The sequence below is a fragment of the Klebsiella sp. BIGb0138 genome (assembly GCF_004342285.1).
Taxonomy (GTDB): Bacteria; Pseudomonadota; Gammaproteobacteria; order Enterobacterales; family Enterobacteriaceae; genus Klebsiella.
The window spans coordinates 42,833-68,077 of the sequence record NZ_SMCV01000002.1; the positions used below are offsets into that span (position 1 = coordinate 42,833).

Sequence of the window (25,245 nt, forward strand, 5' to 3'; positions counted from 1 at the left end):
ATGATGATCGTTCCTTTCCAGCTCTCTTCCCTTTCCGTCACCCCCTGGAAAAACGGCGGCGGTGAAACACGTGAAATCGTCAGCGTTGCCTCTCCCGATCCCGATGCGCCGTTTCTCTGGCGCGCCAGTATCGCCACCTTACAAAACGACGGGCCGTTCTCGCCTTTCATCGGTATTGACCGGGTCATTACCTTAATCGAAGGCCAGCCGCTTTGGCTGCGTGGCGAGGGGATCCACCACCACCTGGCGCGATGGCAGCCGTGGACTTTTTGCGGGGAATGGGCGCTGCGCAGCGAAGGGATTGTCGCACCGGGGCTGGATTTCAACATAATGACCCAGCGCACCCGGGCCGCCGCGGAGGTCAGCGTGATCTCCGCCGCCCAGCAGGCCGGCAGCGAAGGCGTGGCCTATGTCCTGGCAGGAAGCTGGTTGTTGGCCGGGAAGCGCTATGAGGCCCGATCCGGGATCGTATGGTCGTCGCTATCGCCGGGCGAACTGGTTCCGCTCGCTGCGGATGCCCGCCTTCTGCTGGCCCGCATTACCCGTCGTTAGCACCTTCTTACCCGGCCAAACAGCGCCAAACGGCGCCTGCTATCCGGTGATATACTGGAGGGGTACGGTCGCCATTACGCGTTAAGACACGAAAATAGCGTGACACATGGGGTCGTCAGTGGGATATAATTCTCGGCTAAATTTGAGTTATTTTGAAATAACAATCTTAACCCAATGATTGTTAAAGTAAAAATAAGCAATAACGATAAGGATTAAAGCTATGGGTTTTCTTTCCGGTAAACGCATTCTGGTCACTGGCGTTGCCAGCAAACTGTCCATCGCCTACGGTATTGCGCAAGCAATGCACCGTGAAGGGGCTGAACTGGCGTTCACCTATCAGAACGACAAACTGAAAGGTCGTGTGGAAGAATTTGCTGCGGCACTGGGTTCCAACATCGTGCTGCCGTGCGACGTGGCTGAAGATGAGAGCATTGCGTCTCTGTTCACTGAACTGTCCAAAGTCTGGCCGAAATTTGACGGTTTCGTTCACTCGATCGGTTTCGCACCGGCTGACCAGCTGGACGGCGACTACGTTAACGCGGTGACCCGCGAAGGTTTCAAAATCGCCCACGACATCAGCGCCTACAGCTTCGTGGCGATGGCGAAAGCCTGCCGCGAGATGCTGAACCCGGGCTCCGCCCTGCTGACGCTCTCCTACCTTGGCGCTGAGCGCGCGATCCCGAACTACAACGTGATGGGTCTGGCGAAAGCCTCTCTGGAAGCCAACGTGCGCTACATGGCGAATGCGATGGGTCCGGAAGGCGTGCGCGTCAACGCCATCTCTGCGGGTCCAATCCGGACTCTGGCCGCATCCGGCATTAAAGATTTCCGTAAAATGCTGGCGCACTGCGAAGCGGTAACCCCGATTCGTCGCACCGTGACTATTGAAGACGTGGGCAACAGCGCCGCCTTCCTGTGTTCCGACCTGTCTGCCGGTATCTCCGGTGAAGTCGTTCACGTTGATGGCGGTTTCAGCATCGCGGCAATGAACGAACTGGAACTGAAATAAGTTCCTTTCCCTCCTCACGCCCGTGAGGAGGGTCTTCTTCGCCGCATCTCGCGGTACACATTCCCCCCTGTTATTCCAATCAGCTATTTGTTAGCACGTATCAATATTTTCTCCTGCTTCAGGGTTACGCCAGGATAGTTATGCATATATGGCCCACGGAAGTGCGGCTGGACACATACCCATCAAGGAACGCCCATGGAGCAACGCCGCGTTTATGGCAAAAACCACTGGTATCATGAAACCCAGTCAACAATCTGCCCGGTGGATGTATTGCCGCTCGTCCCGGAAGCCGCCCATGTCGAAGACCGTTTTCTCCTCGACCTGACATTACCGGAAGAGTGGCTGCATGCGCACGCCGGGTGGCTGGCGCCCGCGCGATGTCTGGCCGATGCCCTTTTCCCATCGTCAGTTGTCGTTAACCGCCTGCAAACCTTCAGCGCCTACGACCGCCTGAGTACGGCGCTGACCGTCGCCCAGGTGTACGGCGTGCAGCGCCTGTGCAACCACTATGCCGCGCGGCTGGCGCCGCTGCCGGGCCCGGACTCCTCCCGCGAGAGCAACCGCCGTCTGGCGCAAATCACCCAATATGCCCGTCAGTTGGCCGGCTCTCCGTCGGTGATTACCGCCCTCTCCCGCAGCCAGCTGGATGAAGTCGGGCTGACCAGCCGCGACATTATCCTGATGAATCAGATTATTGGTTTTGTCGGCTTCCAGGCTCGCGCCATCGCCGCCTTTCACGCCACCCTCGGCTACCCGGTACGCTGGATGCCGGGGATGCCGCAACAAGAAGATGCCCCGGCAGAACTTTTTTCCGCCCATCCGGTGAGCTGGACGCCCGACGTCAACGATAGCGATTTACGCTATGCCAGCGATGAACGACAGGCGCTGCTGGCCGACTGGCAGCTGCATCCGGGTTTATCGGAGCTGGCGCCGCTGCTGGCCGCTCAGGAAGCGGTACTCAAGGCCCAGAACGCGTTACTCAGCCAGTTAAGCGCCAGACAGCCCTTTGCTGCGCTGGTGGCGCTGGTCGCAGCACGGATCAACGGTAGCGTCAGCTGCTTCAACGCCTGGGCCGAGCAGTGGTCAGGGGCGCCGGAATTTGCTGATGCCTTACGTCATGACGATCGGGCGCTGGCGCTCTGGCAACAGCGGTATCCCGCCGAACGCGCGGTTTCCCAGGCGGTAGAACTTTTAACCCGCGCGCCTGACCGGTTCAGCGCCGCGCAATTAACTCCCCTCACGGAATACGGGCTTTCGCGCGATCGGGTTATCGATATTCTGGCGTGGTGCGGGCTGTGTGGCTGGATGAATCGTCTGAAAATCGCCCTCGGGAATGTTCGTCAACAGACGTAAAATGCCAAACATCGCTTGCTGCAACAGGCATTATCGCGTAAAAATGTCAGCCGCTCTTTTAGCCACGAAAATACCTAATTATGTTTCAGGACAACCCGCTGCTAGCGCAGCTTAAACAGCAACTGCATGCTCAGACTCCTCGCGTTGAAGGCGTCGTTAAGGGTACGGAAAAAGGCTTTGGCTTCCTCGAAGTCGATGCGCAGAAAAGTTACTTTATTCCGCCGCCGCAAATGAAAAAAGTGATGCATGGCGACCGTATCAGCGCCGTGATCCACACTGAAAAAGATCGTGAAAGCGCCGAACCGGAAGAATTAATTGAACCTTTCCTGACCCGTTTCGTCGGTAAAGTGCATAAGAAAGACGATCGGCTATCTATCGTTCCCGATCATCCGCTGCTGAAAGACGCCATTCCTTGCCGCGCCGATCGCGGCGTAAACCATGACTTTAAAGAGGGTGACTGGGCCGTTGCGGAAATGCGCCGTCATCCGCTGAAAGGCGATCGCGGTTTTTATGCCGAACTGACTCAGTTCATCACCTTCAGTGACGATCATTTTGTTCCGTGGTGGGTGACGCTGGCACGCCATAATCTGGAAAAAGAAGCGCCGGACGGCGTGGCGACCGAAATGCAGGACGAAGGTCTGCAACGCCGTGATTTAACGGCGCTGGAATTCGTGACCATCGACAGCGCCAGCACCGAAGATATGGACGATGCGCTGTATGTCGCAGCGGCCGCTGACGGCAAGCTGCATCTGACCGTCGCGATTGCCGACCCGACCGCCTGGATCGCCGAAGGCAGTAAGCTGGATAACGCTGCGAAAATCCGCGCCTTCACCAACTATCTGCCGGGCTTTAACATTCCGATGCTGCCGCGTGAACTGTCTGACGACCTGTGCTCGCTGCGGGCGAATGAAGTGCGCCCGGTTCTGGCCTGCCGCATGATTCTGACCGCTGACGGTACCATTGAAGACGATATCGAATTCTTTGCCGCCACCATCGAGTCAAAAGCGAAACTGGCCTACGACAACGTCTCCGACTGGCTGGAAAATACCGGCAGCTGGCAGCCGGAAAACGACGCTATCGCTCAGCAGATTAAGCTGCTGCAGGACGTCTGTCTGCGCCGTAGCGAATGGCGTAAAGCCCATGCGCTGGTGTTCAAAGACCGTCCGGACTACCGTTTCGTGCTGGGTGAGAAAGGCGAAGTGCTGGACATTGTTGCCGAACCGCGCCGCATCGCCAACCGCATCGTTGAAGAGTCGATGATCGCGGCAAACATCTGCGCCGCTCGCGTTCTGCGCGACAAGCTGGGCTTTGGCGTGTACAACGTGCATACCGGCTTTGATCCGGCGAATACGGAGCAGCTGGCAACCCTGCTGAAGACCCACGACGTACACGTTGATCCGGTAGAAGTGCTGACACTAAACGGTTTCTGCAAACTGCGCCGCGAGCTGGATGCGCAGCCGTCTGGTTTCCTCGACAGCCGCATTCGCCGCTTCCAGTCTTACGCAGAGATCAGCACCGAGCCTGGCCCGCACTTCGGCCTTGGCCTCGAAGCCTACGCCACCTGGACCTCACCGATTCGTAAATACGGCGACATGATTAACCATCGCCTGCTGAAAGCCATCATCAAAGGTGAAACGGCCTCTCGCCCACAGGATGAGATCGCCGTGCAGATGGCCGAACGTCGCCGCCTGAACCGCATGGCCGAGCGCGATGTGGGAGACTGGCTGTACGCCCGTTACCTGAATCCACAGGCCGGTACCGACACCCGTTTTGCAGCCGAAATTATCGATATCAGCCGCGGCGGGATGCGCGTGCGCCTGGTGGATAACGGCGCCGTGGCCTTTATTCCGGCACCGTTCCTCCACGCCGTGCGCGACGAACTGGTCTGCAGCCAGGAAAACGGCACCGTGCAGATCAAAGGTGAAACCGTCTATAAGGTGACTGACGTTATCGACGTCAAGATTGCCGAAGTGCGGATGGAAACGCGCAGCGTTATCGCCCGTCCGTTCGCCTGATCGCTCTCCTCAGCGGCTCCCGACCCCGGGAGCCGCATTTTTTCCACCTTTCCCCGCTCATTTATCACAGATGATTTAGGTTCTGCGATCTTTTCACTTCTCTTTTTCATCCGTTTTTTGCATCATTGATTTCATTCGTTTTTGTAACCAGGATAATGCTATGTCTGATCTGAATGCCCGCCTGCTCGCCCAACGTATCGATACCGTGCTGGATATTCTGGTTGCCGGAGATTATCACTCCGCGATTCATAATCTTGAGATCCTTAAAGCCGAGCTTCAGGCGCTTGCCAGCGATGAACCGGAAGCAAAACCCGGCCAGCCGAAAGCGCCCTGGGAAATCTGAGCGCCCACATCGCCGCAACCGGCCCACTGGCGCCGATTGCCAGCCAAATAGCCCCCCTAACTGTGATGTTGCTATGAACGCCCGACAACAAAGTATTTTGCAAATGGTCATCGATAAAGGCCGCATGAGCGTGGCCGACCTCGCGAAAATGACCGGAGTCTCTGAAGTCACGATTCGTCAGGATTTAAATCTGCTGGAAAAGCAGAGCTATCTGCGTCGGACCCACGGCTTTGCCGTTCCGCTGGACAGCGAAGATGTCGAAACCCGCATGATGACCCACTTCTCGATCAAACGTGAGCTGGCGATGCGCGCAGCGAACCTCGTCGCCTCCGGCGAGACGGTATTTATCGAAAACGGCAGCTGTAACGCCCTGCTCGCCCGTGCGCTTGCCGAGCGCGGCGATATCACCATTATTACCGTCAGCAGCTATATCGCCCATCTGCTTAAAGAGACGCCGGGGGAAGTGATTCTGCTCGGTGGGATCTACCAGAAGCGCAGTGAAAGCATGGTTGGCCCGCTCACAAGGCAGTTTATTCAGCAGGTTCATTTCAGCAAAGCTTTTATCGGTATCGATGGCTGGCAGCCGGAGACCGGTTTTACCGGGCGGGATATGATGCGTGCGGATGTGGTTAACGCGGTCCTGGAAAAAGGCTGTGAAGCGATTGTGCTAAGCGATAGCTCGAAATTCAGCGTCGTCCACCCTTATCCGCTCGGGCCGGTGGGCCGTTTTAACCGTATCATTACCGATGACAGCCTGAACGATGCCGTGCGTCAACAGCTGACGGAAAGTGGTTTAATCGTCGATATCGTTAAATTTTCCTGATTGCTGTCGTTTCTCTGCTTACCTCTTTTCTCATTTTCCTGCGGCCACCCCATGTGGGCGCAGGCCGCGCCACGCCACGTCTGAGAGTATTCCGAGGGTGCAATTAAGAGTTTTTACCTGCCGGTAAAATTAAAAAAAAGTAGAATTAATATTAGCGATATAACAGGAAGTGACTATCACCTGCGTGATTAAAGTAACACCTGCGCAACGCAAGTTTCATGGAAAAGAACTTTAAGGTATAGCCTCATGCTATGCTTTAAGTAAGTAGTATCCATGAATAGATTATTCAGGAGAAAATTATGATGACTTCAATGAGCAAAAAAATGGCTGCGGCGGTACTGGCTGTTACGGTGGTAATGTCTCTGAGCGCGTGTTCCCACTGGTCTAAACGCGATCGCAACACCGCCATCGGCGCGGGCGCCGGTGCACTGGGCGGCGCGGTATTAACCGATGGTAGCACTCTGGGTACCCTCGGCGGCGCGGCAGTTGGCGGGATTATTGGCCATCAGGTTGGTAAGTAAGGTTTAAAGCAGACCACATATAAATATAACCCGCATTAGCCGACTTTAGCACCAGCAAAGAATCAAGGCCACGGTGGTTACCGTGGCCTTGTTGTTTATTAACCGCCCGCCAGCTTCACTTTCATGCCTTTGGCTTCGAGAAGGGATTTCAGCAGATCTCGCTTATCCCCCTGAATTTCAATCACGCCATCTTTCACTGCGCCGCCGCAGCCGCATTTCTTTTTCAGCTCCGCGGCCAGTTTGGCCAGAGCGTCATCATCCAGGTCAACGCCAGTAATCAGGCAAACGCCCTTGCCTTTGCGGCCGCTGGTCTGACGCTGAATTCGCACGATGCCATCCCCCTTCGGACGCGCAGCAACCTGCTTCGGCTCAGCGATGCGCCCGCTTTCGGTCGAGTAGACCAGACGGCTATTAGAATCAGCCATTATGCCCCCTTCTTCAGCGACGCATTGATCGCGCATAAGGTCGCAGCCGGGTCGGCAGACTGAGTCACCGGACGTCCGATTACCATGTAATCAACGCCCGCTTCCTGCGCCTGCTCCGGCGTCATAATACGCCGCTGGTCGCCGGCATCGCTGCCCTGTGGACGAATACCGGGCGTGACCAGCTTAAACGTCTGTCCCAGCTCCTGTTTGAAGCGTGCCGCTTCTTGCGCCGAACACACTACCCCGTCCAGCCCGCAGCGCTGCGTTAACGCCGCCAGTTTTGCCGCATGATCGGCGGGTGAAAGCGTAATACCCAGATCCTGCAGATCGCTGGCTTCCATGCTGGTCAGCACGGTTACGGCAATCAGCAGCGGCGCGTCTTTAGCAAACGGCAGCAGCGCTTCTCGCGCGGCGGTCATCATCCGCGCGCCGCCGGAGGCGTGAACATTGACCATCCAGACGCCAAGGTCCGCCGCTGCGGCCACCGCGCGCGCGGTAGTGTTCGGGATATCGTGAAACTTGAGGTCGAGAAAAACTTCAAAACCACGCTGCTGCAGGTCGCCAACAAACTGCGGGCCCAGCAGCGTAAACATCTCTTTGCCGACCTTCAGACGGCAGTCGCGCGGGTCGATGCGGTCAACAAACGCCAGCGCTTTGTCGCGGTTATCGTAATCGAGGGCAACAACAACGGGAGAGGATGTGACAACGCGAGGGGAAGAAGAAGCAGTAGACGTCATGACCAGACCTTAATTGTTGATAGGCGCCGCTTTGGCGCAAAAAAGGTAAACGGGCAGCATTCTACCTGCGATGGCGGGAAATTGACAGGCTGCTTTTTACCTCCTGCCCGGCGATACCGGCTCTGCGGCTTCAGTAGGCGAGTGATAAAAAACCAAGAGTATGTTGTAACTAAAGCGAGGCTTTTTTTAGACGCTACTGCCCGTCGAGACCGCGAATGGGCTTGATCGTCGACCATGAACGGCAGGATGGACAGTGCCAGTACAGGGTATGGGCCGTGAAGCCGCATTTTTGGCAACGGTAGCGCGGCTTGCTGCGTACCTGCTCGCCCACCATATTGCGCAGCACGCCCAGGCTCTCCTTGGCGCGCCCCTCTTCGGCTTCATTGAGGTGGTAATCCATCAATTTATGGAACACCCGCATCGTCGGGTGGCGCTCCAGCTGGCGGGTGACGTAGCTTTGCGCCGCTTCGATACCTTCACGCTGCTCAAGGATTTGCGCCAGCATCAGCTCCGCGGTGGCGCCGGTGTTTTCATCGACGCAGCGGCGCAAAAAGGTCTCCCACTCATCGAGTTTGCCCAGCTGCTGATAGCAGGTCTGAAGCATCTCGAGCGTTTCGCCGACCAGCTCTTTATCCTGGTTAATAACCCGCTGCAGGCTCTCAACCGCTTTCGCGTAATCGCCCTTCTCCATCCACACCCGGCCTATCATAATCGAGACACGGGCGCTGTTACGGTCAGCCGCCGCGCCCTTTTTCAATAGCGTCATGGCTTTGTCCATGTCGCTGTTGGCCATCTGCTGCAGCGCCAGCTCGCACCAGAAGTTAGCGATATCGCCCCGGTGCTTTTCTTTACCCAGCTTCACCAGGCGTTCGGCGACCTCAATAGCAGACTGCCAGTCGCTGGTAGCCTGATAGATTTGCAGCAGCTGCTGCAGCGCGCTGAGGCGGAAATCGGTTTCGTCCACCAGCTGTTTGAACATATCCTCCGCGCGATCGTAGAGACCGGCGGCCATATAGTCACGCCCCAGCTGCTGGACGGCCAGCAGCCGCTGATCGTAGGTCAGCGAAGCGCTTTCCATCAGGCTTTGGTGAATGCGAATGGCCCGGTCAACCTCGCCGCGCGAGCGAAACAGGTTCCCCAGCGTCAGATGGGCCTCAACGGTGCCGGTATCCTCTTTCAGCATGTCGAGGAACAGGTCCACGGCTTTATCCTGCTGATTGCTCAGCAGGAAGTTAACCCCGGTCACATAGTCACGTGACAGGCGGCTCGCGTCGTCCTGTTTGGACTGTTGTGCACTTCTGCGCCCCATATACCAGCCATAAGCAGCGGCCACGGGCAAAAGCAGAAACAACAACTCCAGCATAAATGATTATTCCTTCACCGCAGGGACACCTGCGTCGGCCGGCGCGGCGTTTGTTGGTGCAATCTGATGTTCAAGGCGCTTAATCTTACGTTCGGCACGAACCAGAGAAACGCGAACCCGCAGCCAGAAAAGGCCGCAAATCAGCCAGCCAATAGCAAACCCGGCGGCAAAGAGCACGGCCAGCAATGTGGAAATACGAAATTCACCCTGCGCGAGCAAATAATTGAACGTGACCAGTTGATCGTTTTGCGCACCTAATGTCACGGAGATGACGAAAATCGCTAATACCAGTAAGAAAATAAGTAAATATTTCACACGACGTCCCGTTATGTGGGTTGAGCGAAGAAATCCCGCGTTCAGCCCTATAAAGTATCATTTTCGCTGCAGGGGTGAAATGGAAAAGCACGGCACCTCTACAGGATATGCGGCCGGTTGGCGCCAAAATCAACTTTAGCCCTGTTTTATCGTCCGTTTCTTAATATCCTGCGCCTCTTCGCCAGGCGGGGTGAGCGGGCCGCACAGACGTTGTGTCAGCCAGGTGGCCACGGTCACCAGTAGCCAGGAGATAAGCGTGGCGACAATCAAATCTTGCGGCCAGTGCATGCCCAGCGCCAGGCGGCTGCCCATCACCGCGGTGGCCCACGTCAGCAGCGCGGCCATGGTCAACCAGCGCCGCCGCGGCCACAACAGCCCTACGCCGAGTAACGCCCAGCTGGCGGCAAACATGGTGTGCCCTGACGGAAAAGCAAAGCCGGTCTCTTTTTGCCAGTGCTTACGCAGGAATTTGGGAATCTCCCGCTCCTGCGCCAGCTGTTCATGCACCAGTTTAGCGCGTTCTTTGCGTTTTAACGCGTAGAATTGATCGACCGGCACCTGTTGCGTCTTTTCCAGCCATACCACAAAAGGACGCGGCTCCTGCATCTGCCCTTTGATCCACGACTTAATGCCCTGGCCCAGCAGAATCGCCGCCGCCAGAATCATAAACAGCACCACGGCGGCGCGCAGACGAAAGCGTAAACACCACAAAAACCAGCCGCATAACAGCGCGTGGGTGATAATGCCCCACGGCTGGGTCACGCTTTCGGTAATCCAGTACAGCAGCGTTAACCAGCCTTCCTGAAGGCCTGGCTGCCACTTCCAGCCGGATGTCCATACCGCAGCGGGCATAACGATCAGTAGCGCCGCAGCGATGGCGGTTCGTCTGGCAATCGACAGCATCTCATCTCCTTATCTGTTCACCCGACTATCATAACGGAAAGTGGTTCGTTTGTGCGCTTTACGCGCAGGCAGCCGTGCGCAATTAGGAGAACGTCAGGGCATTGTGGCAAAATAGCGGCAAACAGAAGCACATTCAGGTGCTGACAGAATCTGGAGAATCACATGCAGCTTAAACGTGTGGCAGAAGCCAAACTGCCAACCCCCTGGGGCGATTTCCTGATGGTGGGTTTTGAAGAACTGGCAACCGGACAGGATCATGTCGCGCTGGTATTCGGCGATATTTCGGGCCAGTCGCCCGTCCTGGCGCGCGTACACTCTGAGTGCTTAACGGGCGATGCCCTTTTTAGTCTGCGTTGTGATTGTGGTTTTCAGCTGGAAGCGGCGCTGTCGCATATCGCCGAAGAGGGGCGCGGGATTCTGCTGTACCATCGTCAGGAAGGCCGCAACATCGGTCTGCTGAATAAAATCCGCGCCTACGCATTGCAGGATCAAGGTTATGACACCGTGGAAGCGAACCACCAGCTGGGCTTTGCCGCGGATGAGCGCGACTTTACGCTGTGCGCCGATATGTTCAAACTGCTCAACGTCGAGCAGGTCCGCCTGCTGACCAACAACCCGAAAAAAGTGGAAATTCTGACCGAGGCCGGGATTAACATCGTTGAACGCGTGCCGCTGATCGTCGGACGCAACCCGAAAAATGCCCACTATCTGGACACCAAGGCCGCCAAGATGGGGCACCTGTTGAATAAATAGTTCGCCAGCATGAAAAAGGGCCAGCCGACGCTGGCCTTTTTTTACAGCATATTGCGGATCACATAGTGCAGAATACCGTCATTCTGATAGTAGGTCAGCTCGGTTGCGGTATCGATACGGCAGCGGCAGTTAATCACCTCTTGCGTACCGTCCGTCCGCGTTAAGGTCAGCGGAACGGTCGCGCCTGGCTGTAAGGCCTGCAGATGGCTAATATCAATCCGCTCCTCTCCGCTCAGCCCCAGCGTTTTACGCGTCACGCCCTGCGGGAACTCCAGCGGCAGGATCCCCATCCCAATCAGGTTAGAGCGGTGAATACGTTCGAATGACTCGGCGATCACTACCAGCACGCCCAGCAGACGCGGACCTTTCGCCGCCCAGTCGCGGCTGGAACCGGAGCCATACTCTTTCCCGGCCACGACCGCCAGCGGAACCCCTTCATCCTTATACAGCATTGCCGCGTCATAAATCGCTATCGGTTCACTGCCCGGCAGATGTCGGGTCATCCCCCCTTCCACGCCCGGCACCATTTCGTTACGAATGCGGATGTTGGCAAAGGTCCCGCGCATCATCACTTCATGGTTACCGCGGCGGGAGCCGTAGGAGTTAAAGTCAGCGCGCGCCACGCCGTGTTCCTGTAAGTAGCGCCCGGCGGGGCTGTCCGGTTTGATGCTACCGGCGGGTGAAATATGGTCGGTGGTCACCGAGTCGCCCAGCATCGCCAGAATCCGCGCGCCGTGAATATCCTCCACCGGTTCGGGCAGCACGCCCATCTCGTCAAAGAAAGGTGACAGGCGAATATAGGTTGAATCCTCCTGCCAGTCATAGGTATCAGAACGCTCGACGTTAATCGCTTTCCACTCCGGCGTGCCTTCGAACACCTCGGCATACTCTTTGTGGAACATTTCGGTAGAAACCTGCTCAACCGCCTGCGCAATCTCCAGACCGCTCGGCCAGATATCTTTCAGGTACACCGGTTGACCATCTTTACCGGTACCGAGCGGATCGCGGGTCAGATTGACGTTCATATTACCGGCGAGGGCATAGGCCACCACCAGCGGCGGCGAAGCCAGCCAGTTGGTTTTCACCAGCGGATGAATTCGGCCTTCAAAGTTGCGGTTACCGGAAAGCACCGCCCCGACGGTTAAATCCCCTTTTTTGATGGCCTCTTCGATCGGTTCCGGCAATGGCCCGGAGTTGCCGATACAGGTGGTACAGCCATACCCGACCAGGTTGAAACCCAGCTCATCGAGATACGGCGTCAGATTGGCATGGGCCAGATAGTCAGAAACCACTTTTGACCCCGGAGCCAGAGACGCTTTTACCCACGGCTGCGGCTTAAGTCCCAGTTCAACGGCCTTTTTCGCCAGTAGACCGGCGGCCATTAACACGCTGGGGTTAGAGGTATTGGTACAGGAGGTAATCGCGGCAATGGCGACCGCTCCGTCGGGCAGCGAATATTGCTGTCCGTTCAACGTATAGTCAACCGGCAGACGCGCTGTCTGCGTCAGGTTAACCTCCAGCTCGCTGCTGGCGGCGAAGGCCTTCGGCACGTCGCCAAGCGCCACGCGGTCCTGCGGGCGTTTCGGCCCGGCCAGGCTCGCCTCCACGGTGCCCATATCGAGAGCCAGGGTACTGGTAAATACCGGTTCATCGCCGGTCTGGCGCCACATCCCCTGCGCTTTGGCATAGGCTTCCACCAGCGCCACCTGCTCATCGCTACGCCCGCTGAGGCGCATATAGCTCAGGGTCACCGCATCGATCGGGAAAAAGCCGCAGGTCGCGCCATACTCCGGCGCCATATTGGCGATCGTCGCCCGGTCCGCCAGCGGCAGCGAATCGAGGCCATCGCCATAAAACTCCACGAATTTACCGACCACGCCGTGCTGGCGCAGCATCTGGGTCACGGTGAGCACAAGGTCGGTGGCGGTAATGCCTTCGCGCAGTTTCCCGCTCAGCTTAAAGCCCACCACATCCGGGATCAGCATCGATACCGGCTGGCCGAGCATGGCGGCTTCCGCCTCAATGCCGCCGACGCCCCAGCCGAGTACGCCCAGGCCGTTGATCATCGTGGTGTGCGAATCGGTACCGACCAGCGTGTCAGGCCAGGCGACCCACTCGCCGTTTTGTTCTTCGCTCCACACCGCTTTGCCCAGATATTCCAGGTTAACCTGATGGCAAATCCCGGTCCCCGGCGGAACGACGCTAAAGCGGCTGAAGGCCTGCTGCCCCCAACGCAGGAAAACGTATCGTTCGTGGTTGCGATCCATCTCGAGACGAACGTTTTCCTCGAACGCATTTTCGTTACCAAAGCGGTCTACCGTTACCGAGTGGTCAATCACCAGGTCGACGGGGGAAAGCGGATTCACTTTCGCCGTATCTCCCCCCAGACGTTTTACCGCTTCGCGCATTGCCGCTAAATCCACCACCGCAGGCACGCCGGTAAAGTCCTGCATCAGAACGCGCGCCGGACGATAGGCTATCTCCCGGTCGGCGTGAGCGTGCTGCAGCCAGCCCGCCAGCGCCTGGATGTCTTCCGCGGTGACCGAGTCACCGTCCTGCCAGCGCAGCAGGTTTTCGAGTAGTACTTTGAGCGACTTGGGTAGACGGCTCAAATCGCCCAGTTGTTTCGCGGCCAGCGGTAAGCTGTAGTAATGGTAGGTTTTCTCTTTGACCTGTAGCGTATCCTTGCTGGCTGCTCGTAGGGTTGACGACATAGCTCCTCCTTTATCACAGGGATGGCAAGCCCTGATCCTCCTCAGGGTTAATATTAAAGATAACACATACCAGGCATAACACTTTGATAACAACCCAAATTGCTAAAATCGGTAAAATCACCAGCGACAGAAAAGCTGAATAACAACAGGGGGGAATGTTGAAAGAGATTGATGGATCGGATATAGCCGCGGATGAAATTTATACGAGAGGCCAAAAGGAAAAGAACTAATCGCCAGTGGATTGACGATTAGTTCAACAGAATGGATTATTGATTAAAAGACACTGTGGCGAAATAACTCCTCCTTGTTGCCGTTAGTATATTAAAGTGAATAATTCGTTGCGATTTCTCCGTCATAAAAATGACATATATTCATATTCAGAAAATGCAGGCTCAGCTGATGATCCAAACGTTACAGACGACGAGCGCGATGAGACTCCAGAACATCGCAAGCCCAAGGATGACGGCACTCCAGGCCCTACTCCTTAACACAGGATCAATCTCCGTTTTGTCACTTTCCTGTGACATCGCAAACTTCATATAATCGATATCACGAATCATTTTATCACCACCAATCGCTAAAATTATCAGGTACGATTAAATCTTAATTATGACCGTTCGATTAATCCAGCTAATTCTCTTAGAAATGGATATCTTTCGCCATTAATTTGATCGCGATAGGTATATTTGAAATTGTGGTACGAGGAGTTAACGAAAATTGTGATTTATACGAGGTTTAGCGCTTCGGTTATCGACCATAATAGGTTTTGGCATCCCCGCGAGGATGCCATTATTATTTACAAGGCTACTTTTCTGGCAGCTTAATATCTTTAAACATCGCCTCAATATCTTCATTCGAGCGTAAAGCCACGGCGGTATCGACCACGTCTCGCGTCAAATGCGGCGCAAAACGCTGAATAAAATCATACATATAGCTGCGAAGGAAGGTGCTGCGACGGAAGCCTATTTTGGTGGTGCTGTGGCTGAAAATGCCGTTGGCATCCAGCTTGACCAGGTCAGGATCGGAGACCGGATCAACCGCCATGCTGGCTATCACCCCAACCCCCAGTCCCAGACGAACGTAGGTTTTGATCACGTCGGCATCGGTGGCGGTGAAGACGATCCGCGGCGTCAGCCCGGCGCGGTTGAACGCGGTATCCAGCTCGGAACGGCCGGTAAAGCCAAAGGTATAGGTAACCAGCGGGTACTGGGCCAGCTCTTCAATCGTCACCGACCCGCGGGAGGCCAGCGGATGCTCAGGGGTGACGACAATTGAGCGGTTCCAGTGATAGCACGGCAACATGACCAGATCATCGTAGAGATGCAGCGCTTCGGTAGCGATAGCGAAATCAGCATTGCCTTTCGAGACCGCTTCGGCAATCTGCGTCGGCGAGCCCTGATGCATATGCAAGGAGACCCGCGGATAGCGCTCAATAAAGCCTTTAATCACCCCCGGCAGCGCGTAGCGGGCCTGGGTGTGCGTGGTAGCGACATACAGCGAGCCTTTGTCAGGCCAGGTATGCTCCCCGGCCACCGACTTAATCGCATCGACCTTCGACAGGACTTCGCGGGCAATGCGAATGATCTCCTGACCTGCGGGGGTCACCTGAGTCAGGTGTTTGCCGCTCCGGGCAAAAATCTGAATACCGAGCTCATCTTCCAGCATGCGAACCTGCTTGCTGATGCCGGGCTGCGAGGTATACAGGCCTTCGGCGGTAGAGGAGACATTCAGATTATGGTTAACAACCTCAACGATGTAGCGGAGTTGCTGTAGTTTCATGGCTGATATCCGTTAACGCGTAAAATGAATCCGCTTCATACATTTTACGTTCAGGCCGCCTGCTGGTGGGTTACACGGCCCCTGCCATCCCTGCGACTGGCCGTTATGGCGCCACAAAGCATCCTGAAAACGATGATGTATAAGACGATTTAATAATAAAAAAGAGATTAGCTATAACCACTATATCATTTATATCTACAGTGTATAGATACTAACGAAAAATAATAAGCCGGTTATAAGGCTGGCGCCAGGCGCCGCAAGAACGCGCATTTCAGCGGGAAATCCACAGGAAAAAGGGCCGCATGGCGGCCCTTCTGAGAGAGTAAAACGCTTACTTCTTCGCTTCAGTCCATTTGCCGTCAATATAGAAGGCGGACCAACCGGTCGCTTTACCCTCTTTTTCTGACGCCACGTACTGCTGCTTGGTTTTACGGCTAAAACGCACCAGCGTTTTGTTGCCTTCCGGATCCTGCTGCGGCGCATCGGCCAGATAGCGCAGCTTCTCCGCCAGGCGGTCGCGGAAGCGGTACAGCTCCTCCACCAGCGGCGCACGCGTTTCGCGCGATTTCGGGAAGGTGTTGGCCGCGAGGAACACGCCGGCGGCACCGTCACGCAGAACAAAATAGGCGTCCGATTTTTCGCACGGCAGTTCCGGTAGTGGAACCGGATCTTCCTTCGGCGGAGCCACTTCGCCGTTACGCAGAATTTTACGCGTGTTCTTACATTCGTCGTTGGTGCAGGCCATGTACTTACCAAAACGTCCCATTTTCAGGTGCATTTCAGAACCACATTTTTCACACTCCACGATCGGGCCGTCATACCCCTTGATGCGGAACTCGCCTTCTTCGATCTCATAGCCGTCGCAGGTTGGGTTATTACCACAGACGTGCAGCTTGCGCTTCGGATCGATCAGGTAGCTGTCCATCGCCGTACCGCATTTCTGGCAGCGACGCTTGGCGCGCAGCGCATTGGTTTCGGCATCGTCGCCTTCCAGTACGTTGAGCACTTCGTTTTCCGGCACCAGGTTAATGGTGGTCTTGCAGCGCTCCTTCGGCGATAGCGCATAGCCTGAGCAGCCGAGGAACACGCCGGTGCTGGCGGTGCGGATGCCCATCTTGCGACCACAGGTCGGGCAGTCGATGCTGGTCAATACCATCGGGTTCGGCTGCATGCCGCCCTCTTCCGGATCCTTCTCCGCCGTTTCCAGCTGGGTGGTGAAGTCACCAAAGAAGTGGTCCAGAACCTGGCGCCATTCGGCCTGATGGTTAGCAACCTGGTCGAGGCGATCTTCCATTTGCGCGGTAAAATCGTAGTTCATCAAATCGCGGAAGTTCTCTTCCAGACGATCGGTGACGATCTCACCCATTTTTTCCGCATAGAAGCGGCGGTTTTCCACCCGGACGTAGCCGCGATCCTGAATGGTCGAAATGATCGACGCATAGGTCGACGGACGACCGATGCCGCGTTTTTCCAGCTCTTTAACCAGCGATGCTTCGCTAAAGCGCGCAGGCGGTTTGGTAAAGTGTTGCGCCGGGGTCAGTTCAACCAGGCTTAAGCTCTCGCCTTGATTAACCACCGGTAAAGTCCGATCTTCATCGCCTTTACGCAGCGCGGGCATCACTTTTGTCCAGCCGTCAAAACGCAGGGTACGGCCGCGCGCTTTGAGTTTGAAGTCGCCGGCTTTGACGGTCAGAGTGGTAGAGTCGTACTGCGCTGGCGTCATCTGACAGGCGACGAACTGGCGCCAGATCAGCTGATACAGTTTCAGCGCGTCCGCTTCCATCCCTTTCAGGTCTTCCGCCATCACGTTGACATCAGAAGGACGAATCGCTTCGTGCGCTTCCTGCGAATTTTCTTTGCTGGCGTACTGGTTCGCGTTCTCCGGCAGATACTTTTTACCAAAGTTATCGCCGATATAGCCACGGACCATGCTTAGCGCATCCTGACTGAGGTTGGTCGAGTCAGTACGCATGTAGGTGATGTAGCCCGCTTCATACAGACGCTGCGCCATCATCATGGTTTTCTTTACCCCGAAGCCCAGGCGGGTGCTGGCTGCCTGTTGCAATGTCGAGGTGATAAACGGCGCGCCCGGCTTGCTGCTGGTCGGTTTATCTTCACGCTCCAGCACGCTGTAGCTGGCTTTCTCCAGCAGCGCAACGGCAGCCATGGTTTCATCGCGATTAACCGGACGAAACGGCTTGTCGTTCTTGTGCGTTACCTGCAACGGTAAAGCCTCACCGCCCGGCGTGGTGGTGCTGGCGTCAATTTCCCAGAACTCTTCCGGAACGAAGGCTTTAATTTCGCGTTCGCGTTCGACCACCAGACGTACCGCAACCGACTGGACGCGGCCCGCGGAGAGACCGCGGGCAATTTTTTTCCACAGCAGCGGGGAAACCATATATCCCACCACGCGGTCCATAAAGCGACGCGCCTGTTGGGCATTGACACGATCGATATTCAGCTCGCCCGGCTTATCAAAGGCCTGACGGATCGCGTTTTTAGTGATTTCGTTGAACACCACGCGGCTATAGCGTTTTTCATCCCCACCGATAACTTCCCGCAGGTGCCATGCAATGGCTTCTCCTTCGCGGTCAAGGTCGGTTGCGAGATAGATATGGTCGGCTTTTTCCGCCAACTGTTTGAGTTCTGAAACTACCTTTTCTTTACCCGGGAGTACTTCATAGTGTGCATTCCAGTCATGCCATGGGTCCACACCCATACGGTTGACCAGAGCGCTACGTTCATCCTTTTTAGGCTTTTTAGCCCCTTTGGTGGAGGTAGAGTCGGCGCTCTTTTTGGAAGCTGAGCCACTGGTCGGCAAATCGCGGATATGACCGACGCTGGATTTCACCACGTAGTCATTACCCAGATACTTATTGATCGTTTTGGCTTTTGCCGGGGACTCAACGATAACGAGAGCTTTACCCATATTCACCTTTACCTAATTTGATTCATCCAGGAATACATCGCACATTTTGATTCACCATCCACTGGCGACGTACGTCAGATGTTGCGACGCCGTCGATGGATATCAACCCTTTGCACGTCCGGTTTCACATCCATAAAACCAGATAGCTGAGTTTACTGACTTTTTCTCAGTCAGGTGACATAGCACGAAGAATTTTTGGCCGAATGTCAAGCAAATCTGTTGCCAGATCGCCGAAAGCGTCACACTGTACCTGATAAAATTCGTTACGCAACTTTATTAGCATGCAAAAGCAAATCCTGCCAGTAAAGTCATGTTTCTTAGACCTTTGCAATTATCCCTGCAATCTAAATGGAAAATTTGCCCCTTCCCGCTACGCGGCGTAAACTAGCGCCCGAAGAATCACAGGAGTGAATTATGCAAGGTACAACCCAACCCATCGAGCGCCAGACGCTGCTTGCAATAGCCAATAAACTGATTCGGGAGCATGAAGATACGTTAGCCGGGATCGAAGCCACCGACGTTGTGCAACGTAACGGGGTGCTGGTGTTCAGCGGCGAGTTTTATCTTGATGAGCAAGGTCTGCCGACGGCGAAGAGTACGGCGGTATTTAATATGTTCAAATACCTCGCGCATACGCTGTCTGAGAAGTATCACCTGGCCGATTAAGCCTTTCAGGTTTACCGGGCCGATTACGACAACGCGAGGCATGAGCCTCGCGTTGTATTATTTACAGCAGCGGCTTTTGCCCCCGCTGCCACCAGCGTAGCAGCAGGCGGTCCGCGCTTTCGGCGGCGCTGCCGGTAAAGCGGTCGAGCATCTTTTTACGCTGCAGATAACGCACGCCGATCACTTCATGGTTGTCGATCAGGCCGAGGATCAGCTCGTCGCTGGTTTCCACCACATCCACCAGCCCTTTCTCCAGCGCCTGCACGCCATACCAGTGTTCGCCGGTCGCCACCTGCTCGATATCCAGCGTCGGGCGCATTTGGTGGACGAAATCTTTAAACAAACGGTGAGTGTCGTTGAGGTCTTCGCGGAACTTGCGCCGGCCTTCGTCGGTGTTTTCGCCCAGCATCGTTAAGGTGCGTTTGTACTGACCGGCGGTATGCAGTTCAACATCGATGTCCTTATTCTTCAGGAAACGATGAATGTTGGGGATCTGCGCCACCACGCCGATCGAGCCCAGAATGGCGAACGGCGCGGCGACAATTTTGTTCGCCACGCAGGCCATCATGTAGCCGCCGCTGGCCGCCACCTTATCCACCGCCACAGTCAGTGGGATCTGCTTATCGCGCAGGCGCTGCAGCTGTGAGGCCGCCAGGCCGTAGCCGTGAACCACGCCACCGGGGCTTTCCAGCCGCAGAATGACCTGATCGCGCGCTTTCGCCGTTGCCAGCACCGCGGTGATCTCTTCACGTAGGCTGTTGACCTCGTGCGCGTCCATGCTGCCTTTAAAATCCAGCACCCAGGCGCGCGGCTTGCCGTTTGGCTCCGCAGTACCTGACTTCGCCCGCGCTTTTGCCGCTTTCGCCTCCTGCTTGTGCTTTTTCTTTTGCGCTTTGTGCCACTGCTTTTGCTGCGGGCCATCAAGCAGCGCAACCGCCAGCTCTTCACGCATCTCCTTGTATTGCTCGCTAAGATTGGTCACCCGCAGTTCCCCGCGTTGCTTCTTGCGCTGAGTCAGGTTAACGATAATCGCGGCGATCGCCGCAATTGCGACGACAACTGTCGCGATTTTGGCCAAAAACAGGCCATATTGAGCAAGTAATTCCACGTTTTCACCTTGTGCAAACCACTGACGTTGACGCACAGTGTACATCAGCCGTCACAGCGAAGTCTCTGCGCTTTGTGTCCTGTGCGCAACGCCTTCCGGTTTTTTCAGCGACGATGAAATCGTTGCAAGATATTAATTCCGAAAAGAGTTTCCTTTTCGCTGATTGCAATACCCGGCTGTTTCAGGCATAAAACGCAAAAGTGAGATACCGAATACAAAGCGTGATCGTCAGCAGGTCACCCAAGGAGTCGCCGTGCACTATCAACCGCAGAGTCATTTACTCAAAGACCGCATCATCCTGGTTACCGGCGCCAGCGACGGTATCGGCCGTGAAGCCGCGCTGACCTATTCCCGCTACAGCGCCAGCGTTATCCTGGTCGGCCGTAACGAAGAGAAACTGCGCAACGTCGCGCAAGAAATTCAACAGGACGGCGGGATCCCGGCGACCTGGTTTACCCTCGATTTGTTAACCTGCACGCCGCAGGAGTGCCAGCAGCTGGCCCAGCAGATAAGCATCCACTACCCGCGCCTCGACGGCGTGCTGCATAACGCTGGCCTGCTGGGCGACGTCTGTCCGATGGAGCAGCAAAATCCGGAGGTCTGGCAGCAGGTGATGCAGGTCAACGTCAACGGCACCTTTATGCTCACCCAGGCGCTGCTTCCTTTATTACTCAAATCCGAGTCGGGTTCGCTGGTCTTCACCTCTTCCAGCGTCGGCCGCCAGGGGCGTGCCAACTGGGGAGCCTACGCGGCGTCCAAGTTCGCCACGGAAGGGATGATGCAGGTGCTGGCTGAAGAGTATCAGAGCCGTCACCTGCGGGTGAACTGCATTAATCCGGGCGGAACGCGAACCAAAATGCGCGCCGACGCCTTCCCGACGGAAGATCCGCAAAAATTGAAAACCCCCGCCGACATCATGCCGGTTTATCTCTGGCTGATGGGCGATGACAGCCGTCGGAAGACGGGAATGACCTTCGACGCCCAACCGGGGCGTAAACCAGGAATTGCACAATGAGTGATGAACGCTACCGTGAACGCCAGCAGCGGGTAAAAGAGAAAGTGGACGCCCGGGTGGCGGCAGCGCAGGAAGAACGCGGCATTGTGATCGTTTTCACCGGCAACGGCAAAGGTAAAACCACCGCCGGTTTTGGTACCGTAACCCGCGCCATCGGGCATGGCAAGAAAGCGGGCGTTATCCAGTTTATTAAAGGCACCTGGCCCAACGGCGAGCGCAATCTGCTGGAACCGCACGGCGTTGAGTTTCAGGTCATGGCCACCGGTTTTACCTGGAATACCCAGGATCGTGAAAGCGATACCGCTGCCTGCCTCGCGGTCTGGGAACATGCGCGACGCATGCTGGCTGACGAGACGCTGGATATGGTCCTGCTCGACGAGCTGACCTATATGGTGGCGTATGACTATTTGCCGCTTGCCGAGGTGCTTTCCGCGCTGCGCAATCGCCCGGCACAGCAAACGGTGATTATCACCGGGCGCGGCTGCCACCGCGAGCTCATTGAACTGGCGGATACCGTCAGCGAACTGCGGCCGGTGAAGCACGCATTCGATGCCGGTATCAAAGCGCAGATGGGGATTGATTACTAAGCGCCAGACGCTCGACCAGCGCATGATTGAGCGGCAGACACAGGCAATCCTCGCCTGATGCCAGCGCGCTTTGGTGAATATTTTGCCGTGAGACAAAACGCTTGCGGTACTCGGTTGGCGTCATACCGCAGTATTTGTTAAAGGCGGCAATCAGCGACTTATGCTCCTGAAAACCGCAGCTATGGCTGATATCGGTGATCGGCGTACGGGTGTCGCGCAACAGCGCCCGCGCCTTATTCAGCCGCACCAGCGTCAGATACTCTTTAAAATTGTGCCGGCTCACCTTCTTGAACAGCCGGGAGAACCACGAATAGCTCATGCCGCTATGGTTGGCGACCTCGCCGAGCGTCAGGGGCCGGTCAAAGTGCTGGTTAATGAAATCAATCCCTTTTTTGATCATCGCCTCTTCGCGCAGGGAACTCGCCACCTGCGCCGCCGGCTCGCCCGCGCATACCAGCGCATCCAGCAGCAGGTAGGTCGTCGCGATACGCTGAAACGGCGCAGAGTTATCAACCAGCTGGTTTAATAGTGCGATGAGCCGCCGATGCACCTGGCGATCCGCCGGCGTTTGAGAACGCCCCCGGGTACACCAGTTGAGCAGCGGCGCAGGATGCAGTTGATCAAACAGCCCGGGAGAAAACTGAACCGTCACCAGCGAGCTGGCCGCCTCTTCCGCGCACAGCGAATGCACCGCTTCAGCATTGATATACAGCATCTCGCCCTGAACCAGCTCCACGCTCTGCTGACCGATAGCGATAGAAAAGCGCCCCGACAGGACGGCGATCAGTTCCGGCGCGGGGTGCCAGTGAGGCTCGCAGTAGCGTACCTCAGCGGCAAAGGCGTTGAGCTTTTCCGCATCGAAGGCGATCAGCTCATAGCCGCTGCTCACCGTATGCCGCCCGGTCTCTGTCGCCGGCCGAGGATGGGTGACGGAAAATGGAAACATGCGTAATCTCCTGGCGCGGGACGATTATTCACGCCCGGCAAGTACGGTATTCAGTTCATCGCGATCGATATCAAGCGCTAAAAACTCCGTCAGCGCAATCAACAGCCCGCAGAACAGATCCGGCGCCAGCTGGATCAGCCGTTCGCGGATCTGCGCCGGCGGCAGCTGGCTCTTGCGGGCGATCAGCGCCACCACCCGACTCAGCGCTTCGGGCTGCAGAATCAGCTGCTGCAGCGAATTGTCGTCACGCAGAGGCGCATAGCGAGGCGGGCAATCCACCGTCAGCGGCGCCCCCAGCGTCAGATCGCGCGAGGAGCTCCCCACCCGAATCTGCCAGATCCCCGGCGTAATCACCCAGTCCGCAAGGCCCGGATGATAACAGGCCAGTTCGCTGACCGGTAGCCGCAGGCTGACGCGGCGGGTTTCGCCAGCGGCCAGCGCCACTTTTGTAAACGCTTTAAGCGCCTGTTCTTCGCGAATCAGCTCCCCGGACGGCGCGCTAACGTACAGTTGTACAATCTCCTTGCCCTCGCGATCGCCGCGGTTAGTCAGATCGAAAGAGACGGTCAGCGTCTCGCCCTCCCCGAGCCGTGACGCAGAGAGCTGCAGCGCGCTGTAGGTAAACCGGGTATAGCTTAAGCCAAAACCAAACGGGAACAGCGGCGTCAGGCGACGTTTATCATAATAGCGATAGCCGACGAAGAGTCCTTCACCATAGTGATGGCGCAGGTTTTCCCCCGGATAATTGAGCCAGGCGGGTGTCTCTTCGAGGGCGTTCGGCACCGTCACCGTCAGTTTACCGCACGGGTTGCGCTTGCCGAACAGAATTTCCGCCACGGCTCGCCCCATTCCCTGCCCGGCGAAGAAGGTTTCCAGCAGCGCTTTACACCCGGGAAGCCAGGGCATCACTACCGCATCGCTGTTCGCCAGCACCACCACCACATTGGGCTGCACCGCCGCCACTTCGCGAATCAGCTGTTCATGTACCGCAAGGATATTCAGATCGTGACGATCGCCGTTCTCGCCATCTTCACCGACGGCGGTGCTGACGAAGATAACCGCCACGTCCGCCTCCTGAGCCACCGCTCGCGCTTCGGCCAGCGCCTGCTGACAGCTTTGCATATCATCCGGGGCGCCAATCGCCCAGCTCACGTTAAAATCATCCCCGGCGAGATCGAAAATTTCATCAAGCGGACGATCGAGTAAATAAGGAACCGTTGTGGCACAGCCAGACCCCTGAATCACCGGCTCCTGCGCCGGCTTGCCCAGCACCGCAATCCGCCGGGTGCGTTCCGCCCGCAGCGGCAGCAGGTTATCGTCATTCTTCAGCAACACGATAGATTCAGCCGCCAGCTGCTGCGCCAGCGCGTGATGAGCCGGGAAATCCGCCTCGGTTTCCGGGCGGCGATGGCGCTGAACCTTCTCCAGCAGCGCCAGCATCCGCTGGCAGGCGCGGTCAACGACGGCCATCGGCACCTCGCCAGCCTCAATAGCCGCCAGCAGCGTCTGCTTGTCGCGACGGGTTTCCGGCATCGCCAGATCGTTGCCTGCCAGCAGCGATGCCGGACGGTCCTTAATACCGTACCAGTCGGACATGACCAGACCGTCATAGCCCCATTCATCACGCAGAACCTGGGTCAGTAAAAAGGGATCCTGCGAGGTCTGTACGCCATTCAGACGGTTGTAGGAAGACATGACCGTCCACGGTTGAGATTTCGCTATCGCCCGCTGGAAGCCGGCAAGGTAGATTTCACGTAGCGCCCGCTCCTCGATGATGGAATCCATTTCCGTACGCCGGTATTCCGAATTATTGGCCGCAAAATGTTTCAGACTGGCGCCGACCCCTTCCTGCTGCAGGCCGTTGATTAACGCCGCGGCAATATCCCCGCTGACTACCGGGTCCTCGGCATAGTATTCGTAGCCTCGTCCGGCCAGCGGCGTACGGCGGATATTGATGCCCGGCCCCAGTAAAATGCCGACGCCCATCTGCTGACATTCGCGCCCGAGCGCCTGCCCCATCTGATAAACCAGCTCCACGTCCCAGCAGCAGGCCAGGCTGGAACCATTGGGAAAACAGGTCGCCGGTAGCGAGGCGCTGAACAGGGCTTCACTGCCGCCCTTCGCCGCAGGTTCTTCCACGCAGGCCTGGTCGGCGGTCTGGGTGATCACCGAGATAAAGTCGTCCATGCTCCATTTTTCATCACCGTCTATTTGCGCGCTGCTGTAGCGCACGCCGTAGGTGCCATCGGTCATCACGATGTCGGCAATACCATGCTGCGCTAACGAAGCGGTGCGCCACAGGCCGCTGCCGGTCAACAGCGCGACCTTTTCTTCTGCGCTCATCGCGGCAAGAAGGGGGTTAAATTCGGTATTCATCTCTCTGACTCCC

The 25,245-nt window shown here is 56.5% G+C and carries 23 protein-coding genes; 11 read left to right on the forward strand and 12 right to left on the reverse strand.

Features of this window, described 5'->3' with window-relative positions; genetic code table 11:
* Positions 1–3 precede the first annotated feature (3 nt).
* The 7 genes from EDF73_RS04625 (at position 4) to osmB (ending at position 6,616) form a co-directional block, all read left to right on the forward strand.
* A complete protein-coding gene (locus EDF73_RS04625) occupies positions 4–552 on the forward strand; it encodes a HutD family protein (RefSeq protein ID WP_132728088.1) in 549 nt (182 codons plus the stop codon).
* Positions 553–772: 220 nt separating this feature from the next.
* Positions 773–1,561, forward strand: coding sequence for an enoyl-ACP reductase FabI (gene fabI, locus EDF73_RS04630; protein WP_132726419.1), 789 nt, complete (start codon positions 773–775; stop codon positions 1,559–1,561).
* A 195-nt stretch (positions 1,562–1,756) separates the two neighbouring features.
* Positions 1,757–2,914 carry a CMD domain-containing protein gene (locus tag EDF73_RS04635; RefSeq protein WP_132726421.1) on the forward strand — a complete coding sequence of 386 codons (1,158 nt, stop codon included), beginning with the start codon at positions 1,757–1,759 and terminating at the stop codon, positions 2,912–2,914.
* Positions 2,915–2,994: 80 nt separating this feature from the next.
* Positions 2,995–4,929 carry an exoribonuclease II gene (locus tag EDF73_RS04640; protein ID WP_132726424.1) on the forward strand — a complete coding sequence of 645 codons (1,935 nt, stop codon included), beginning with the start codon at positions 2,995–2,997 and terminating at the stop codon, positions 4,927–4,929.
* 160 nt (positions 4,930–5,089) lie between these two features.
* Positions 5,090–5,272, forward strand: coding sequence for a hypothetical protein (locus EDF73_RS04645; RefSeq protein ID WP_131050198.1), 183 nt, complete (start codon positions 5,090–5,092; stop codon positions 5,270–5,272).
* A gap of 73 nt (positions 5,273–5,345) precedes the next feature.
* Positions 5,346–6,095, forward strand: a complete 750-nt coding sequence (locus EDF73_RS04650) for a DNA-binding transcriptional regulator YciT (RefSeq protein ID WP_132726427.1) — start codon at positions 5,346–5,348, stop codon at positions 6,093–6,095.
* Between the two features lie 302 nt (positions 6,096–6,397).
* On the forward strand, positions 6,398–6,616 hold the full coding sequence (gene osmB / locus EDF73_RS04655) for an osmotically-inducible lipoprotein OsmB (RefSeq protein WP_026612282.1): 219 nt from the start codon (positions 6,398–6,400) through the stop codon (positions 6,614–6,616).
* A gap of 98 nt (positions 6,617–6,714) precedes the next feature.
* Here osmB and yciH read toward each other — a convergent pair whose 3' ends face one another.
* The 5 genes from yciH to pgpB all read right to left on the reverse strand — a co-directional run bounded on the left by yciH (position 6,715) and on the right by pgpB (position 10,359).
* Positions 6,715–7,041: a stress response translation initiation inhibitor YciH gene (gene yciH, locus EDF73_RS04660; RefSeq protein ID WP_132726430.1), complete on the reverse strand. Its 327-nt coding sequence runs from the start codon at positions 7,039–7,041 to the stop codon at positions 6,715–6,717.
* Positions 7,041–7,778 (reverse strand): orotidine-5'-phosphate decarboxylase, encoded by a 738-nt coding sequence (pyrF, locus tag EDF73_RS04665; RefSeq protein WP_132726433.1) that lies wholly within the window; start codon positions 7,776–7,778, stop codon positions 7,041–7,043. Before pyrF ends, yciH begins: the two co-directional genes overlap by 1 nt.
* Positions 7,779–7,971: 193 nt before the next feature.
* Positions 7,972–9,141 carry a lipopolysaccharide assembly protein LapB gene (lapB, locus tag EDF73_RS04670; RefSeq protein WP_132726436.1) on the reverse strand — a complete coding sequence of 390 codons (1,170 nt, stop codon included), beginning with the start codon at positions 9,139–9,141 and terminating at the stop codon, positions 7,972–7,974.
* A 6-nt stretch (positions 9,142–9,147) separates the two neighbouring features.
* Positions 9,148–9,456, reverse strand: a complete 309-nt coding sequence (locus EDF73_RS04675) for a LapA family protein (RefSeq protein ID WP_004861050.1) — start codon at positions 9,454–9,456, stop codon at positions 9,148–9,150.
* 135 nt (positions 9,457–9,591) lie between these two features.
* A complete protein-coding gene (pgpB, locus tag EDF73_RS04680) occupies positions 9,592–10,359 on the reverse strand; it encodes a phosphatidylglycerophosphatase B (protein WP_132726438.1) in 768 nt (255 codons plus the stop codon).
* A gap of 162 nt (positions 10,360–10,521) precedes the next feature.
* On the opposite strand from pgpB, the gene ribA reads away from it, so the two are divergent.
* Positions 10,522–11,112: a GTP cyclohydrolase II gene (ribA, locus tag EDF73_RS04685; protein WP_132726441.1), complete on the forward strand. Its 591-nt coding sequence runs from the start codon at positions 10,522–10,524 to the stop codon at positions 11,110–11,112.
* Between the two features lie 41 nt (positions 11,113–11,153).
* Here ribA and acnA read toward each other — a convergent pair whose 3' ends face one another.
* The 4 genes from acnA to topA all read right to left on the reverse strand — a co-directional run bounded on the left by acnA (position 11,154) and on the right by topA (position 18,534).
* Complete coding sequence (gene acnA, locus EDF73_RS04690; RefSeq protein WP_132726444.1) at positions 11,154–13,826, reverse strand: aconitate hydratase AcnA; 2,673 nt, start codon at positions 13,824–13,826, stop codon at positions 11,154–11,156.
* A 392-nt stretch (positions 13,827–14,218) separates the two neighbouring features.
* Entirely contained in the window at positions 14,219–14,386 is a 168-nt protein-coding gene (locus EDF73_RS04695) for a YmiA family putative membrane protein (RefSeq protein ID WP_132726447.1), read from the reverse strand.
* Positions 14,387–14,630: 244 nt separating this feature from the next.
* On the reverse strand, positions 14,631–15,605 hold the full coding sequence (cysB, locus tag EDF73_RS04700; protein WP_004861036.1) for an HTH-type transcriptional regulator CysB: 975 nt from the start codon (positions 15,603–15,605) through the stop codon (positions 14,631–14,633).
* A gap of 331 nt (positions 15,606–15,936) precedes the next feature.
* Positions 15,937–18,534, reverse strand: a complete 2,598-nt coding sequence (gene topA, locus EDF73_RS04705) for a type I DNA topoisomerase (RefSeq protein WP_132726450.1) — start codon at positions 18,532–18,534, stop codon at positions 15,937–15,939.
* 414 nt (positions 18,535–18,948) lie between these two features.
* Between topA and EDF73_RS04710 the strand changes: the two genes are divergently transcribed.
* Positions 18,949–19,200, forward strand: coding sequence for a YciN family protein (locus EDF73_RS04710; protein ID WP_132726453.1), 252 nt, complete (start codon positions 18,949–18,951; stop codon positions 19,198–19,200).
* A gap of 61 nt (positions 19,201–19,261) precedes the next feature.
* Here the strand turns inward: EDF73_RS04710 and sohB are convergent, their stop codons facing one another.
* Positions 19,262–20,308 (reverse strand): protease SohB, encoded by a 1,047-nt coding sequence (gene sohB, locus EDF73_RS04715; protein WP_132726456.1) that lies wholly within the window; start codon positions 20,306–20,308, stop codon positions 19,262–19,264.
* 253 nt (positions 20,309–20,561) lie between these two features.
* Here sohB and EDF73_RS04720 point away from each other — a divergent pair, with 253 nt between their 5' ends.
* On the forward strand, positions 20,562–21,323 hold the full coding sequence (locus EDF73_RS04720) for a YciK family oxidoreductase (protein WP_132726458.1): 762 nt from the start codon (positions 20,562–20,564) through the stop codon (positions 21,321–21,323).
* The gene (cobO, locus tag EDF73_RS04725; protein WP_132726461.1) at positions 21,320–21,910 is read left to right on the forward strand and encodes a cob(I)yrinic acid a,c-diamide adenosyltransferase; all 591 of its coding nucleotides are present in this window, start codon (positions 21,320–21,322) and stop codon (positions 21,908–21,910) included. Before EDF73_RS04720 ends, cobO begins: the two co-directional genes overlap by 4 nt.
* Here the strand turns inward: cobO and EDF73_RS04730 are convergent.
* On the reverse strand, positions 21,882–22,856 hold the full coding sequence (locus tag EDF73_RS04730) for an AraC family transcriptional regulator (RefSeq protein WP_132726464.1): 975 nt from the start codon (positions 22,854–22,856) through the stop codon (positions 21,882–21,884). The genes cobO and EDF73_RS04730 overlap by 29 nt on opposite strands.
* 24 nt (positions 22,857–22,880) lie before the next feature.
* Entirely contained in the window at positions 22,881–25,232 is a 2,352-nt protein-coding gene (locus EDF73_RS04735) for a glycoside hydrolase family 3 C-terminal domain-containing protein (protein WP_132726467.1), read from the reverse strand.
* Positions 25,233–25,245: the final 13 nt, after the last annotated feature.

Coding starts and splice junctions, on each gene's coding strand:
- EDF73_RS04625 (WP_132728088.1), top strand. CDS start 4: ATGATCGTTCCTTTCCAGCTCTCTTCCCTTTCCGTCACCCCCTGGAAA.
- fabI (WP_132726419.1), top strand. CDS start 773: ATGGGTTTTCTTTCCGGTAAACGCATTCTGGTCACTGGCGTTGCCAGC.
- EDF73_RS04635 (WP_132726421.1), top strand. CDS start 1,757: ATGGAGCAACGCCGCGTTTATGGCAAAAACCACTGGTATCATGAAACC.
- EDF73_RS04640 (WP_132726424.1), top strand. CDS start 2,995: ATGTTTCAGGACAACCCGCTGCTAGCGCAGCTTAAACAGCAACTGCAT.
- EDF73_RS04645 (WP_131050198.1), top strand. CDS start 5,090: ATGTCTGATCTGAATGCCCGCCTGCTCGCCCAACGTATCGATACCGTG.
- EDF73_RS04650 (WP_132726427.1), top strand. CDS start 5,346: ATGAACGCCCGACAACAAAGTATTTTGCAAATGGTCATCGATAAAGGC.
- osmB (WP_026612282.1), top strand. CDS start 6,398: ATGACTTCAATGAGCAAAAAAATGGCTGCGGCGGTACTGGCTGTTACG.
- yciH (WP_132726430.1), bottom strand. CDS start 7,041: ATGGCTGATTCTAATAGCCGTCTGGTCTACTCGACCGAAAGCGGGCGC.
- pyrF (WP_132726433.1), bottom strand. CDS start 7,778: ATGACGTCTACTGCTTCTTCTTCCCCTCGCGTTGTCACATCCTCTCCC.
- lapB (WP_132726436.1), bottom strand. CDS start 9,141: ATGCTGGAGTTGTTGTTTCTGCTTTTGCCCGTGGCCGCTGCTTATGGC.
- pgpB (WP_132726438.1), bottom strand. CDS start 10,359: ATGCTGTCGATTGCCAGACGAACCGCCATCGCTGCGGCGCTACTGATC.
- ribA (WP_132726441.1), top strand. CDS start 10,522: ATGCAGCTTAAACGTGTGGCAGAAGCCAAACTGCCAACCCCCTGGGGC.
- acnA (WP_132726444.1), bottom strand. CDS start 13,826: ATGTCGTCAACCCTACGAGCAGCCAGCAAGGATACGCTACAGGTCAAA.
- EDF73_RS04695 (WP_132726447.1), bottom strand. CDS start 14,386: ATGATTCGTGATATCGATTATATGAAGTTTGCGATGTCACAGGAAAGT.
- cysB (WP_004861036.1), bottom strand. CDS start 15,605: ATGAAACTACAGCAACTCCGCTACATCGTTGAGGTTGTTAACCATAAT.
- topA (WP_132726450.1), bottom strand. CDS start 18,534: ATGGGTAAAGCTCTCGTTATCGTTGAGTCCCCGGCAAAAGCCAAAACG.
- EDF73_RS04710 (WP_132726453.1), top strand. CDS start 18,949: ATGCAAGGTACAACCCAACCCATCGAGCGCCAGACGCTGCTTGCAATA.
- cobO (WP_132726461.1), top strand. CDS start 21,320: ATGAGTGATGAACGCTACCGTGAACGCCAGCAGCGGGTAAAAGAGAAA.
- EDF73_RS04730 (WP_132726464.1), bottom strand. CDS start 22,856: ATGTTTCCATTTTCCGTCACCCATCCTCGGCCGGCGACAGAGACCGGG.
- EDF73_RS04735 (WP_132726467.1), bottom strand. CDS start 25,232: ATGAATACCGAATTTAACCCCCTTCTTGCCGCGATGAGCGCAGAAGAA.